The organism is Citrobacter sp. Ce119, assembly GCF_030334525.1.
Classification (GTDB): domain Bacteria; phylum Pseudomonadota; class Gammaproteobacteria; order Enterobacterales; family Enterobacteriaceae; genus Citrobacter; species Citrobacter europaeus.
The window spans coordinates 71,367-85,328 of the sequence record NZ_JAOWDR010000057.1 but is presented as its reverse complement, the minus strand read 5'-3'; the positions used below and the strand labels follow the sequence as shown (position 1 = coordinate 85,328).

General features: G+C 52.6%; 19 protein-coding genes. 11 read left to right on the top strand and 8 right to left on the bottom strand.

The features are described from left to right. Window positions 1-14: 14 nt before the first annotated feature. Entirely contained in the window at window positions 15-326 is a 312-nt protein-coding gene (gene rplU, locus OGV80_RS16055) for a 50S ribosomal protein L21 (protein ID WP_042325074.1), read from the bottom strand. 258 nt (window positions 327-584) lie between these two features. Between rplU and ispB the strand changes: the two genes are divergently transcribed. Next, entirely contained in the window at window positions 585-1,556 is a 972-nt protein-coding gene (gene ispB / locus OGV80_RS16050; protein WP_043017794.1) for an octaprenyl diphosphate synthase, read from the top strand. A gap of 221 nt (window positions 1,557-1,777) precedes the next feature. Then, the gene (gene sfsB / locus OGV80_RS16045) at window positions 1,778-2,062 is read left to right on the top strand and encodes a DNA-binding transcriptional regulator SfsB (protein WP_043017795.1); all 285 of its coding nucleotides are present in this window, start codon (window positions 1,778-1,780) and stop codon (window positions 2,060-2,062) included. A gap of 59 nt (window positions 2,063-2,121) precedes the next feature. On the opposite strand, the gene murA is transcribed toward sfsB, so the two are convergent. The 7 genes from murA to mlaF all read right to left on the bottom strand — a co-directional run bounded on the left by murA (window position 2,122) and on the right by mlaF (window position 6,970). Next, window positions 2,122-3,381, bottom strand: a complete 1,260-nt coding sequence (gene murA, locus OGV80_RS16040) for a UDP-N-acetylglucosamine 1-carboxyvinyltransferase (RefSeq protein ID WP_003839949.1) — start codon at window positions 3,379-3,381, stop codon at window positions 2,122-2,124. A gap of 53 nt (window positions 3,382-3,434) precedes the next feature. After that, the gene (gene ibaG, locus OGV80_RS16035; RefSeq protein WP_003025040.1) at window positions 3,435-3,689 is read right to left on the bottom strand and encodes a BolA family iron metabolism protein IbaG; all 255 of its coding nucleotides are present in this window, start codon (window positions 3,687-3,689) and stop codon (window positions 3,435-3,437) included. A 169-nt stretch (window positions 3,690-3,858) separates the two neighbouring features. Then, entirely contained in the window at window positions 3,859-4,152 is a 294-nt protein-coding gene (gene mlaB / locus OGV80_RS16030) for a lipid asymmetry maintenance protein MlaB (RefSeq protein ID WP_005121315.1), read from the bottom strand. After that, the gene (gene mlaC, locus OGV80_RS16025) at window positions 4,152-4,787 is read right to left on the bottom strand and encodes a phospholipid-binding protein MlaC (protein ID WP_043017796.1); all 636 of its coding nucleotides are present in this window, start codon (window positions 4,785-4,787) and stop codon (window positions 4,152-4,154) included. Before mlaC ends, mlaB begins: the two co-directional genes overlap by 1 nt. 18 nt (window positions 4,788-4,805) lie before the next feature. Further along, on the bottom strand, window positions 4,806-5,363 hold the full coding sequence (mlaD, locus tag OGV80_RS16020) for an outer membrane lipid asymmetry maintenance protein MlaD (protein ID WP_003025050.1): 558 nt from the start codon (window positions 5,361-5,363) through the stop codon (window positions 4,806-4,808). Between the two features lie 4 nt (window positions 5,364-5,367). Further along, on the bottom strand, window positions 5,368-6,150 hold the full coding sequence (gene mlaE / locus OGV80_RS16015; protein WP_003025053.1) for a lipid asymmetry maintenance ABC transporter permease subunit MlaE: 783 nt from the start codon (window positions 6,148-6,150) through the stop codon (window positions 5,368-5,370). A 7-nt stretch (window positions 6,151-6,157) separates the two neighbouring features. Beyond that, the gene (mlaF, locus tag OGV80_RS16010; protein WP_006687865.1) at window positions 6,158-6,970 is read right to left on the bottom strand and encodes a phospholipid ABC transporter ATP-binding protein MlaF; all 813 of its coding nucleotides are present in this window, start codon (window positions 6,968-6,970) and stop codon (window positions 6,158-6,160) included. Window positions 6,971-7,184: 214 nt separating this feature from the next. On the opposite strand from mlaF, the gene OGV80_RS16005 reads away from it, so the two are divergent. The 9 genes from OGV80_RS16005 to ptsN all read left to right on the top strand — a co-directional run bounded on the left by OGV80_RS16005 (window position 7,185) and on the right by ptsN (window position 13,935). Continuing rightward, a complete protein-coding gene (locus tag OGV80_RS16005) occupies window positions 7,185-8,162 on the top strand; it encodes a calcium/sodium antiporter (RefSeq protein ID WP_043017797.1) in 978 nt (325 codons plus the stop codon). 13 nt (window positions 8,163-8,175) lie between these two features. Further along, window positions 8,176-9,162 (top strand): arabinose-5-phosphate isomerase KdsD, encoded by a 987-nt coding sequence (gene kdsD, locus OGV80_RS16000; protein ID WP_043017798.1) that lies wholly within the window; start codon window positions 8,176-8,178, stop codon window positions 9,160-9,162. A 20-nt stretch (window positions 9,163-9,182) separates the two neighbouring features. Beyond that, a complete protein-coding gene (gene kdsC / locus OGV80_RS15995) occupies window positions 9,183-9,749 on the top strand; it encodes a 3-deoxy-manno-octulosonate-8-phosphatase KdsC (RefSeq protein ID WP_087052965.1) in 567 nt (188 codons plus the stop codon). Continuing rightward, window positions 9,746-10,321 (top strand): LPS export ABC transporter periplasmic protein LptC, encoded by a 576-nt coding sequence (gene lptC / locus OGV80_RS15990; RefSeq protein WP_043017800.1) that lies wholly within the window; start codon window positions 9,746-9,748, stop codon window positions 10,319-10,321. Before kdsC ends, lptC begins: the two co-directional genes overlap by 4 nt. Further along, window positions 10,290-10,838, top strand: coding sequence for a lipopolysaccharide ABC transporter substrate-binding protein LptA (gene lptA / locus OGV80_RS15985; protein WP_032945118.1), 549 nt, complete (start codon window positions 10,290-10,292; stop codon window positions 10,836-10,838). The genes lptC and lptA overlap by 32 nt, the downstream gene beginning before the upstream one ends. A 6-nt stretch (window positions 10,839-10,844) precedes the next feature. Next, the gene (lptB, locus tag OGV80_RS15980; RefSeq protein WP_003828761.1) at window positions 10,845-11,570 is read left to right on the top strand and encodes an LPS export ABC transporter ATP-binding protein; all 726 of its coding nucleotides are present in this window, start codon (window positions 10,845-10,847) and stop codon (window positions 11,568-11,570) included. Between the two features lie 46 nt (window positions 11,571-11,616). Further along, window positions 11,617-13,050: an RNA polymerase factor sigma-54 gene (gene rpoN / locus OGV80_RS15975; protein WP_043017801.1), complete on the top strand. Its 1,434-nt coding sequence runs from the start codon at window positions 11,617-11,619 to the stop codon at window positions 13,048-13,050. A 22-nt stretch (window positions 13,051-13,072) separates the two neighbouring features. After that, entirely contained in the window at window positions 13,073-13,360 is a 288-nt protein-coding gene (gene hpf / locus OGV80_RS15970; protein WP_003025078.1) for a ribosome hibernation promoting factor, read from the top strand. An 83-nt stretch (window positions 13,361-13,443) separates the two neighbouring features. Next, window positions 13,444-13,935 (top strand): PTS IIA-like nitrogen regulatory protein PtsN, encoded by a 492-nt coding sequence (gene ptsN, locus OGV80_RS15965; RefSeq protein ID WP_006687857.1) that lies wholly within the window; start codon window positions 13,444-13,446, stop codon window positions 13,933-13,935. Window positions 13,936-13,962: the final 27 nt, after the last annotated feature.

Below are 13,962 nucleotides of genomic sequence, written 5' to 3'. Positions count from 1 at the left end.
CTGCTCCCCTTAACTTAAGCGCTGATGCCAGTGATTTTCACATCAGTGAACCACTGACGATGGCCCTGCTGCTTACGGTAGTGTTTACGACGACGAAACTTAACAATTTTAACTTTCTCGCCACGACCGTGAGCAACAACTTCAGCTTTGATAACGCCGCCATCAACGAAAGGAACGCCGATTTTGACTTCTTCACCGTTTGCGATCATCAGAACTTCAGCGAATTCAATAGATTCGCCAGTTGCGATGTCCAGCTTTTCCAGGCGAACGGTCTGACCTTCGCTTACTCGGTGTTGTTTACCACCACTTTGGAAAACCGCGTACATAAAAAACTCCGCTTCCGCGCACACCTTTTTGATGATTCAGAGTGCGCTATAAATATTCACAATAGGGCGCGAATATTACGCAAAACGCGAGCCTTTGACAAGTGCTACCGTCAATACATGAAGAAAAAAAACACAACATGTACGGTAACGTTTATCTACGGCGTTTTTTCAGTACAATCAGCATATATTTATAACCCTAAACCCGACGTTACCTTCTCATACAGTAAGGTAATCGGGGCGAGAAGCCCGGCTTTTGCGATGAATTTAGAAAAAATCAATGAGTTAACCGCGCAAGATATGGCGGGGGTCAATGCGACAATCCTTGAACAGCTCAATTCCGACGTTCAGTTGATCAATCAACTGGGGTACTACATCGTTAGCGGCGGCGGCAAACGCATTCGCCCAATGATCGCCGTACTCGCAGCGCGTGCCGTTGGTTACCAGGATAATGCGCACGTTACGATTGCGGCTCTCATCGAGTTTATCCACACCGCGACCCTGTTGCACGACGATGTTGTGGATGAGTCCGACATGCGCCGCGGGAAAGCCACGGCGAATGCAGCCTTTGGCAATGCGGCCAGCGTGCTGGTCGGCGATTTTATCTATACCCGCGCTTTTCAAATGATGACCAGCCTCGGTTCGCTGAAAGTACTGGAAGTCATGTCGAAAGCGGTCAACGTCATCGCCGAAGGTGAAGTCTTGCAGTTGATGAACGTCAACGATCCGGACATCACCGAAGAAAACTATATGCGCGTTATCTACAGTAAGACCGCGCGTTTGTTTGAAGCGGCGGCCCAATGTTCTGGCATTCTGGCAGGTTGCAGCGAAGAACAAGAGAAAGGGTTGCAGGATTATGGCCGTTATCTCGGTACCGCTTTCCAGTTAATTGACGATTTGCTGGATTACAGCGCAGATGGCGAGCAACTGGGTAAAAACGTCGGCGATGACCTCAACGAAGGTAAACCAACGCTGCCGCTGCTGCATGCCATGCGCCACGGCTCGCCGGAGCAAGCGCAAATGATCCGCCAGGCCATTGAGCAAGGTAATGGGCGTCACCTTCTGGAGCCAGTTCTGGATGCAATGAACGCCTGTGGTTCCCTGGAGTGGACTCGCCAACGTGCAGAAGAAGAGGCTGATAAGGCCATCGCTGCGCTGCAGGTGCTACCTGATACGCCATGGCGAGAAGCGCTGATTGGTCTGGCGCATATCGCCGTACAGCGCGACCGTTAATTCCTTTCAGCGTCCTCCCTCATCCCGTGCTCTGCGCGGGATGCTCTTATAAGCTCCAATAATAACTTTCAAATTTCCCACAAACAAGCCATAACCTTGGCATATTCTGAATATACTCACACTTTACGTGAACATTTTAGAACATTCGTTCTCCGGGCGTTATAGTGTCGCCACAACCTATCGTGGAACCGTACGTCGTTAACCAAAGGAGAGATGAGTGTATGGAAAGCAAGCTGATTGACTGGCATCCGGCCGATATCATCGCCGGACTGCGCAAGAAAGGGACCTCAATGGCCGCTGAATCACGCAAAAATGGATTAAGTTCATCAACGCTGGCCAATGCGTTAACCCGACCATGGCCAAAAGGGGAATTGATTATCGCCCGGGCGCTGGGAACCGATCCCTGGGTGATTTGGCCGTCACGTTACCATGACGCAAAAACGCATGAATTCATCGACAGAACACGAATGATGCGAGGACGCAGAGAGAAACAGAGTTCTGAATGAACACCGATGAGGAGTAACCCCCAGCCCACAGAACTGGGGGTTACAAGCGATGTTGACGGTTACTCGCCTTTCACGCGCTCAATGTTTGCGCCCAGCGCGCGCAGTTTATCTTCGATGCGCTCATAGCCGCGATCGATGTGATAAATACGATCGACTACCGTCGTACCTTCAGCAATACACCCTGCCAGCACCAGGCTTGCGGATGCGCGCAGATCGGTCGCCATAACCTGTGCGCCAGAGAGCGTTTCCACACCGTGGCAAATCACGGTATTGCTTTCGATTTCTGCATGAGCGCCCATACGGCTCAGCTCAGGCACATGCATAAAGCGGTTCTCAAACACGGTTTCCGTGATGAAGCCCGTCCCTTCTGCCACCAGGTTCAGCAGCGTGAACTGGGCCTGCATATCGGTCGGGAACGCCGGGTGCGGCGCAGTGCGCACATTGACCGCTTTCGGACGTTTGCCGTGCATGTCGAGGCTAATCCAGTCGTCGCCGACTTCGATATCCGCACCCGCATCACGCAGCTTCGCCAGAACGGCATCCAGCGTATCTGGCTGTGCATTACGGCAGATAATTTTACCGCGAGAAATTGCCGCTGCGACCAGGAAAGTACCGGTTTCGATACGGTCTGGCAAAACGCGATAGACACCGCCGCCGAGGCGCTCAACGCCTTCGATGGTAATACGATCGGTACCCTGCCCCGTGATTTTTGCGCCCAGCGCAATCAGGAAGTTCGCGGTATCCACGATCTCCGGCTCGCGCGCGGCGTTTTCGATGATGGTAGTGCCTTCGGCAAGCGTTGCTGCGCACATGATAGTGACCGTCGCGCCGACGCTCACTTTGTCCATGACGATATGCGCACCTTTCAGACGGCCATCAACGGACGCCTTCACATAGCCTTCTTCCAGCTTAATTGTCGCGCCTAACTGCTCCAGACCGGTAATGTGCAGGTCAACCGGACGCGCGCCAATGGTACAGCCACCCGGCAGTGAAACCTGGCCCTGACCAAAGCGGGCAACCAGCGGCCCGAGCGCCCAGATGGACGCACGCATGGTTTTCACCAGATCGTACGGCGCACAGAAAACGTTCACGTCACGCGCATCAATGTGCACGGAACCATTACGCTCAACTTTCGCACCCAGCTGGCTCAGCAGCTTCATTGAGGTGTCAACGTCCTTCAGTTTCGGGACGTTTTGGATCTCCACAGGTTCTTCAGCCAGCAGCGCCGCGAAAAGGATCGGCAGTGCGGCGTTTTTAGCGCCTGAAATTGTGACTTCGCCCTGGAGCTTGGTTGGCCCCTGAACACGAAATTTATCCATTATTCTGTTCTCTGTTAAGAATTTATCTTCGCTACCGGCACGTCACCCGTAGCTCAAAAACCGTTAAGTTTGCGATCGCGTGCCCATTCCGCTGGGGTAAACGCCTTAATCGACACGGCATGAATGCGGTTGTCCGCAATGTACTCCATCAACGGGCCATAGACCGATTGCTGCTTCTTGACCCGGCTCATGCCTTCAAACATCTCACCCACGGCAATAACCTGAAAGTGACTGCCGTCGCCAGAAACGTGGACTTCCTGGAGGGAGAGTGCATTCATCAGCACGCTCTGAATTTCATTATTTTCCATGGGATCTTCATTCGTCAGATAGTGAAAACAGCCCAACATCTTAGAGCAAAGTGGCGCTGTCATAAATAAGCAAAAAGCCCCGCTGATAAATCAGACAAGGCTTTAGTGGCAGATACCCCGCAAAGGGGTTGCCGGATAGCATTACAAGACCTTATCCGGCTTACAAAAATTAACGCGGAAGAACGTCGTCAGGCAAATTGTAAAGCTGCGCCAGCGTATACACTTTATCGTTAACGCCAGCGAGCGAAACGCTGTTCCCCTGCTGCTTGCCCTGGTTAATCAGGTGCAGCAGTAATGCCAGACCACCGGTGTCCACCCGGGATACCTGGTTCAGGTCGATGCAGGATACCCCTTTCATCGCCTCAACTCGCGCATCCCATAATGGGTTTAACACGTCCTGATCCAGTTCTCCCACCAGCACCAGCTTGTCGCCTTCACGCGTCCAGGTGAGTGACTGCGTCATTATTTTTTCTCTTCCAGGGTGATTTTCTGCTGAGAAATAGATTTCAGCTGTGCCGTCAGGCCATCAATACCTTTCGTACGCAGCAGGTCGCTCCACTCATTCTGTTTAGTGGTGATCATACTTACGCCTTCGGCAATCATGTCATACGCCTGCCAGTTACCGGTCTGGGAGTTTTTACGCCACTGGAAATCCAGACGTACCGGAGGACGACCGTTTGGATCGATGATGGTTACGCGGATAGGCACGATGGTCGCATCACCCAGCGGCTGCTCAGGGGCAATCTGATAGGTCTGCCCGTGGTACATCGCCAGCGCCTGACCGTAAGCCTGCTTCAGATATTCACGGAAGGCAGCGAAATAGGCGTCACGCTGAGCCGGTGTCGCATCTTTGTAGTAACGGCCGAGCACCAGCGCACCGGCATACTTAACCTGCACATAAGGCAGCAGTTCCTGATCGACCACCTGACGCAGATAATCCGGATTGGAACGGATTTTGGGTTGCTCGTTCTTCAGACGGTCAAAGGTCTTCTGCGCCGCCTCATTCATCAGTTTGTACGGGTTCGTCTGGTCGGCTGCGGTTGCCGCGCTAAGTGGGGCAATCACCAGCATAGCCACCATCATCAATCGTTTAAACATACGTCGATTCTCCTGAGATTATTTCGTTGCGCCCGCAGGCGTAGTGGCTTCATTATTGCCTTCCGTTGCGGCTGGCGCATCGCCAGAATTCTTATTGTCATCACCTTTACTGTTGCTGTTGTAAAGGAACTGACCAATCATGTCTTCCAGCACCATCGCGGATTTCGTGTCCTGAATCGTACCGCCATCTTTGAGGATAGACGTTCCCAGCTCAGGATCTTCAAAACCCACATTCAGCGCCAGATACTGTTCGCCCAGCAGACCGGACGTACGGATGCTCAGAGAACTGGTGTCAGGAATATGGTTAAAACGCGATTCGATTTCCAGCGTCACGCGCGGCAGGTACGTTTTCGGATCTAACGAGATGTCCGATACGCGTCCAACTACCACCCCGCCAATCCGCACCGGAGAACGCTCTCTCAGGCCACCGATATTATCAAAGGTCGCATAAATCGTATAAGTCGGCTCAGTACGCATTGAGGTAACGTTCGCCGCCTTCAGGCAGACAAACAGCGCAGCCAGCAGCGCAACCAGCAGGAATAACCCGACCCAAATTTCATTTTTTTTCGTTTGCATGAACTCAATTCCCAAACATCAGTGCGGTCAGCACAAAATCCAGCCCCAGAACGGCAAGAGAGGCGTGCACTACGGTGCGTGTCGTTGCCCGGCTAATCCCGGCAGAGGTCGGGATCGCATCATAACCATTGAACAATGCAATCCAGGTGACCGTAATGGCGAACACCACGCTCTTAATCAGACAGTTGACCAGATCCAGACGCCAGTCGACGGCATTTTGCATCGCCGACCAGAAAAAGCCGGCATCAATACCTTTCCAGCTTACGCCAACCAGCGAACCACCCCAGATCCCCACCGCGACGAATATAATCGTCAGCAGCGGCAAAGAAATGACACCGGCCCAAAAACGCGGGGAGATAACCCGGCGCAGAGGATCGACGGCCATCATTTCCAGGCTGGAAAGCTGTTCGGTCGCCCGCATCAAGCCAATCTCTGCGGTTAAGGCCGACCCCGCCCGCCCGGCAAACAGCAGCGCCGCAACAACCGGTCCTAGCTCACGTAACAATGACAGTGCCACCAGCATACCGAGGCTGGTTTCCGCGCTGTAGGTCGTCAGCACCAGGTATCCCTGCAACCCCAGCACCATACCGATGAACACGCCAGAAACTATAATGATCAGCATCGATAAGACACCGACATTATAGAGCTGGCGTATCAGCAGCGGCGCATGTTTGCGAAACTCCGGCTTGCCGACAACCGCATTGAACAACATTAATCCGGCTCGCCCGAACGTCCTGAGGGTTTTTATTCCCCGATGCCCGAGTGATGCCAGCGCATTTAACAACATGGGTGGCTTAACTCCCTGTTTTGAGTAAATCGATGTGGTAGTCGCCCGCCGGATAACGGAACGGAACCGGCCCATCGGCAATACCATCGAGGAACTGACGCACTCGCGGATCGGCATTTTCTTGCAGCGCCTGAGCACTACCGTAGGCCACTATTTTTTTATCCGCCATAATATAGGCGTAATCCGCAATACTCAGCACCTCTGGCACGTCATGGGAAACGACCACGCAGGTGACGCCCAGCGCACTGTTCAGTTCCGAAATCAGCTTTACCAGCACGCCCATGGTGATGGGATCCTGGCCGACGAACGGTTCATCAAACATGATGAGGTCTGGCTCCAGCGCGATAGCACGAGCTAACGCGGCGCGACGCGCCATCCCACCGGATAATTCAGAAGGCATTAATTTAGCCGCGCCCCGCAGGCCCACGGCCTCAAGCTTCATCATTACCGTGCTTTTCAGTAGCGGCGCAGGCAGCGTTGTATGCTCACGCAACGGGTATGCGACGTTGTCAAACACGTTCATGTCGGTAAACAGCGCACCGGACTGAAACAGCATGCTCATGCGCTTACGCACGGTAAATAAACGCGAACGGGACATGGCGGGGACGTTTTCGCCGTCAAACAGGATCTCGCCCTTATCCGGGGAGATTTGTCCGCCAATCAGACGCAACAGCGTTGTCTTGCCAATGCCTGATGGCCCCATGATCGCCGTTACCTTACCGCGCGGCACCGTCAGGGAAATATTATCAAAGATGCAGCGGTCGCCTCGGGAAAAGCTGACATCGCGCATATCGACTAGATTCGCCACAGACTGACCCATTGATTCATCCTTTACTATTGCCTCGTTAATCGAAGAGTTTGGCGCTCAATTTAGCCCTGAACCCAACATATTTACAGATTATTGCCTGTCCTGGTTAGCGAAAGCTGGCATTTGTTTTACTTTTTAGCCGCATAAAGTCAAAATTAAGAATTCGTTACGGCTTCCAGAAATCCTTCAAGTGGACCGGCGAGTATACCTGAAGAAAGGACTTTAGATGCTTTTAGCGACGGCGCTGTTAATAATTGGTTTACTTCTGGTGGTCTACGGTGCCGACCGTCTGGTGTTCGCCGCATCCATTTTATGTCGAAACTTCGGTATTCCCCCCATTATCATCGGGATGACCGTGGTCAGCATGGGGACATCGTTACCCGAGATAATTGTCTCGGTTGCCGCATCAATAAATGGACAACTCGATTTAGCCGTCGGTACCGCCATCGGCTCTAACATTACCAACATCCTGCTTATTTTAGGCCTGTCGGCGCTGATTCATCCTTTTACCGTGCATTCTGATGTTCTGCGTCGTGAATTACCGCTAATGTTGCTGGTAAGTATTTTAGCCGCATCTGTCCTGTATGACGGGCAGTTGAGCCGCAGCGATGGATTCTTTCTTCTGCTTCTGGCCGTGCTATGGCTGCTATTCATTGTTAAAATCGCCCGCCTGGCCGAGCGACAAGGCAACGACAGCCTGACCCGCGAGCAGATTGCGGAGTTACCGCGCGAAGGCGGGTTACCGGTCGCATTTTTGTGGTTGGGCATTGCGCTGATTATTATGCCAATGGCAACACGTATGGTGGTAGATAACGCAACCGTACTGGCGAACTACTTCGCCATGAGCGAACTCACCATCGGGCTAACGGTGGTCGCCATTGGTACCAGCCTGCCGGAGCTGGCAACGGCGATTGCGGGTCTGCGTAAAGGTGAGAACGATATTGCCGTCGGTAACATCATCGGCGCGAACATTTTTAATATTGTTATCGTCCTCGGGCTACCGGCGCTAATTACGCCGGGTGAAGTCAACCCGATGGCCTTCACCCGTGACTATAGCGTCATGCTGCTGGTGAGCGTAATTTTTGCACTACTCTGCTGGCGACGCCCGCGCCAGATTGGTCGCGGCGCGGGTGCGCTACTGACCGGCGGTTTTATCATATGGCTGGCGATGTTGTATTGGTTATCGCCACTTCTCGTTGGATAACTGGAAACGCATTATGTCGCACTTAGAGTTGCAACCGGGTTTTGACTTTCAGCAAGCAGGCAAGGAAGTCCTGGCAATTGAACGTGAAGGCCTGGCGGAGCTTGATCAGTACATCAACCAAAATTTTACTCTCGCATGCGAAAAAATATTCAGCTGCCCGGGCAAAGTCGTGGTGATGGGGATGGGGAAATCAGGACATATAGGACGGAAGATGGCGGCCACATTTGCCAGCACCGGTACCCCCTCATTTTTCGTACATCCTGGCGAAGCCGCACATGGCGATCTGGGTATGGTCTCGCCGCAGGATGTGGTTATCGCCATCTCTAACTCCGGTGAATCCAATGAGATAGCAGCGTTGATCCCGGTATTAAAACGTCTTCATGTACCGCTTATCTGCATGACCGGTCGTCCGGAAAGCAGCATGGCGCGTGCGGCAGATGTGCATCTGTGTGTTAAAGTGCCCAAGGAAGCTTGTCCGTTAGGCCTGGCGCCGACCAGCAGCACAACCGCCACGCTGGTAATGGGCGATGCGCTTGCCGTGGCATTATTAAAAGCGCGTGGTTTTACCGCGGAAGATTTTGCATTATCTCATCCCGGCGGCGCACTGGGCCGTAAGCTTTTGCTGCGCGTTAACGATATTATGCATACGGGAGATGAGATCCCGCATGTGACTAAAAGCGCCAGCCTGCGTGACGCCTTACTTGAGATCACGCGTAAAAATCTCGGCATGACCGTCATTTGCGATGATGCCATGAAGATTGACGGTATTTTCACCGATGGCGATTTACGTCGCGTCTTCGATATGGGCGTTGATGTACGCCAGTTAGGCATTGCCGATGTGATGACCCCTGGAGGCATTCGCGTGCGTCCGGGTATTCTTGCCGTCGATGCCCTGAACTTAATGCAGTCCCGCCATATCACCTCGGTAATGGTTGCTGATGGCGACCAGTTACTCGGTGTGTTACATATGCATGATCTGCTGCGTGCAGGTGTAGTGTAAGAAACTCAAGGATAACGAAAATGAGTAAAGCAGGTGCGTCGCTTGCGACCTGTTATGGACCCGTCAGCACAGACGTTATCACCCGGGCAGAGAACATCCGTTTGCTGATCCTGGATGTGGATGGCGTACTGTCTGATGGTCTGATTTATATGGGCAACAACGGTGAAGAGCTGAAGGCTTTTAACGTCCGCGATGGTTACGGAATTCGCTGTGCGCTCACTTCCGGTATCGAGGTTGCCATTATTACCGGACGAAAGGCTAAACTTGTAGAAGATCGCTGTGCCACATTGGGGATCACGCATTTGTATCAGGGGCAGTCAGACAAACTGGTCGCCTTTAACGATCTCCTTAGCAAACTGGCAGTCACGCCTGAAAATGTCGCGTACGTTGGTGATGACCTGATCGACTGGCCGGTGATGGCGCAAGTGGGATTAAGCGTGGCGGTGGCGGATGCGCATCCTCTGCTGATCCCGCGCGCCGATTACGTTACCCGCATCGATGGGGGACGTGGCGCGGTGCGTGAAGTCTGCGATTTATTACTCCTGGCGCAGGGCAAACTGGACGAGGCCAAAGGGCAATCGATATGAGCAAAACCAGACGTTGGGTTATCATTCTACTGTCGCTGGCTGTCCTTGTGATGATTGGTATTAATCTGGCTGACAAAGACGACGCCGCTCAGGTCGTCGTCAATAACAACGAGCCAACCTATAAGAGCGAACATACTGATACCGTTGTGTATAGTCCGGAAGGCGCACTGAGCTATCACTTGATCGCGCAAAACGTTGAATATTATTCGGAACAAGCGGTTTCGTGGTTTACTCAACCAGTATTAACCACGTTTGATAAAGATAAAGTACCGACCTGGACGATCAAGGCTGATAAAGCCAAATTGACCAACGATCGGATGCTGTATTTGTACGGCCATGTTGAGGTCAACGCCCTGGTGCCCGACTCTCAACTACGCAGAATTACCACCGATAACGCGCAGATTAACCTGGTGACACAAGATGTCACTTCCGATGATCTCGTCACGTTATATGGCACAACATTTAACTCCAGCGGACTGAAGATGCGCGGCAACTTACGCAGCAAGAACGCCGAGCTGATTGAAAAGGTTAGAACCTCATATGAAATCCAAAACAAACAAACTCAGCCTTAATCTTGTGCTTGCCAGCTCACTTCTGGCCGCCAGCATCCCGGCATTGGCCGTTACCGGCGATACCGAGCAGCCGATTCACATTGAGTCGGACCAGCAGTCCCTGGATATGCAGGGCAACGTGGTGACGTTTACTGGTAACGTGATTGTGACTCAGGGCACCATTAAAATTAACGCCGATAAAGTCGTCGTAACCCGCCCTGGCGGTGAAGACGGTAAAGAAGTGATTGATGGTTACGGTGATCCCGCCACCTTTTACCAGATGCAGGACAACGGTAAGCCGGTGAAAGGCCGCGCCTCACACATGCACTATGAACTGGCAAAAGACTTCGTCGTTCTTACCGGTAAGGCTTACCTGGAACAGCTCGATAGCAACATCACGGGCGATAAGATCACCTATCTGGTAAAAGAGCAGAAAATGCAGGCCTTCAGCGATAAAGGCAAACGCGTCACCACCGTTCTGGTTCCGTCGCAGTTGCAGGACAAAAACAAGGCTCCGGCAGAGAAAAAAGGTAACTGATTCGTTATGGCAACATTAACTGCAAAGAACCTTGCAAAAGCCTATAAGGGCCGCCGTGTAGTGGAAGATGTCAGTCTGACCGTCAACTCCGGGGAGATTGTCGGTTTGCTCGGTCCTAACGGTGCGGGTAAGACAACGACCTTTTACATGGTAGTCGGCATTGTCCCGCGCGATGCGGGCAACATTATCATTGATGACGAAGACATCAGCCTGCTGCCTCTGCATGCGCGCGCGCGTCGCGGCATCGGCTATTTGCCGCAGGAAGCGTCTATTTTCCGTCGCCTGAGCGTGTTTGATAACCTGATGGCGGTGCTGCAAATTCGCGACGATCTGACCAGCGAGCAGCGCGAAGATCGCGCTAACGAGCTGATGGAAGAATTCCACATCGAACACCTGCGCGACAGCTTAGGTCAGTCGCTCTCCGGTGGTGAACGACGCCGCGTGGAGATCGCCCGGGCACTGGCGGCTAATCCGAAATTTATCCTGCTGGATGAACCGTTTGCCGGTGTTGACCCGATTTCCGTTATTGATATCAAACGAATCATCGAACACCTGCGCGACAGCGGGCTTGGGGTGCTGATTACCGACCATAACGTTCGCGAAACGCTGGCAGTGTGTGAGCGCGCCTATATCGTGAGTCAGGGCCACCTGATCGCGCACGGCACGCCAACAGAAATACTGCAGGATGAGCACGTTAAGCGCGTATACCTTGGGGAAGACTTCAGACTCTGATAGGGTAGAAGACTTCACGTCACCGCAGGAGAGAACAACTCTGAACATGAAGCAAGGTTTGCAACTCAGGCTTAGCCAACAACTGGCGATGACGCCTCAGCTACAACAGGCTATCCGTCTGTTGCAGCTGTCCACGCTGGAACTTCAGCAAGAACTTCAGCAAGCGCTGGAAAGTAACCCACTGCTCGAGCAAACCGATCTTCACGACGAAATTGATACCCAGGAAAAACAGGACAGCGAATCCCTCGACACCGCAGATGCTCTCGAACAAAAAGAGATGCCAGAGGAACTACCGCTTGACGCCAGTTGGGATGAAATTTACACCGCCGGTACGCCTTCTGGCACCAGCGGAGATTACATCGACGACGAACTGCCTGTGTACCAGGGTGAGACCACGCAATCGCTGCAGGATTACCTGATGTGGCAAGTGGAGCTGACCCCGTTCTCGGATACCGATCGCGCCATTGCGACATCCATCGTTGATGCGGTAGACGAAACCGGTTATCTCACCGTAACCCTGGACGATATTCTCGAAAGCATGGGCGATGACGACGTCGGTATGGACGAAATCGAAGCCGTGCTTAAACGCGTTCAGCGTTTTGATCCCGTGGGCGTAGCGGCCAAAGATCTCCGCGACTGCTTACTGATTCAACTTTCACAGTTTGATAAAGCCACGCCGTGGCTGGAAGAAGCGCGCCTGATCATCAGCGATCATCTCGATCTGTTAGCCAATCATGACTTCCGCACGCTGATGCGCGTGACCCGGCTGAAAGAAGATGTGCTGAAAGAAGCCGTCAACCTCATCCAGTCGCTCGATCCCCGCCCAGGACAGTCGATCCAAACCGGCGAACCGGAATACGTCATCCCGGATGTGCTGGTGCGTAAGCATAACGATCGCTGGGTGGTCGAACTCAACGGCGACAGTATTCCACGGCTGCAGATTAACCAGCATTACGCCGCCATGTGCAACAGCGCGCGCAACGATGCTGACAGCCAGTTTATTCGTAGCAATCTGCAGGATGCGAAGTGGCTGATTAAAAGCCTGGAAAGTCGCAATGATACGCTGCTGCGCGTCAGTCGCTGCATCGTTGAACAGCAGCAAGCCTTCTTTGAGCAAGGCGAAGAGTTTATGAAACCGATGGTGCTGGCGGATATCGCCCAGGCCGTCGAGATGCACGAATCGACCATTTCCCGAGTGACCACGCAAAAGTATCTGCACAGTCCGCGCGGCATTTTTGAATTGAAGTATTTCTTTTCCAGTCACGTTAACACTGAAGGCGGAGGCGAAGCCTCGTCCACAGCTATCCGTGCGTTGGTGAAGAAATTAATTGCTGCGGAAAACCCCGCGAAACCGCTGAGTGACAGCAAGTTAACCTCTATGCTGTCAGAACAGGGTATCATGGTGGCACGCCGCACCGTTGCGAAGTACCGAGAGTCTTTATCCATTCCGCCGTCTAACCAGCGCAAACAGCTGGTCTGACCCAACCGATAAGGAAGACACTATGCAGCTCAACATCACTGGAAACAACGTCGAAATCACGGAAGCCCTGCGCGATTTTGTGAATACAAAATTCGCCAAGCTTGAACAATATTTCGACCGGATTAATCAGGTCTATATTGTGTTGAAAGTGGAGAAGGTTACACATATCTCGGACGCAACACTGCATGTGAACGGTGGCGAAATTCATGCCAGCGCGGAAGGTCAGGATATGTACGCCGCCATTGACGGTTTAATTGATAAACTGGCTCGGCAGTTAACAAAACATAAAGATAAACTGAAACAGCACTAACTTGTCCGGGCAGTTAGCGGGTGCAGGACGGCCTGTTGTGTAGCACAACAGGCCATTTGTACAGTTAGCGCTTAGGTGAAATTATGACAAATAACGATACGACTCTACAACTGAGCAATGTTCTTAACCAGGAATGTACACGCGCGGCCGTTCACTGCCAAAGCAAAAAACGCGCACTGGAAATCATCAGTGAACTGGCGGCAAAACAGCTCAGCTTGCCCTCTCAGGTGGTATTTGAAGCCATTCTGACGCGTGAAAAAATGGGCAGTACCGGCATCGGTAATGGTATTGCTATTCCGCACGGAAAGCTGGAAGAAGACACGATGCGCGCGGTTGGCGTGTTTGTGCAACTTGAAACGCCTATTGCTTTCGACGCCATTGATAATCAACCCGTCGATCTGCTTTTTGCTCTACTGGTTCCGGCAGACCAAACCAAGACGCATTTGCATACGTTGTCACTGGTCGCCAAACGTCTGGCAGATAAAACCATCTGCCGCCGCCTGCGCGCCGCACAGAGTGACCAGGAGTTGTATCAAATCATCACGGACACCGAAGGTGGACAGGATGAGGCATAACAACCCAATGGCATCCTTTTTTGTCGT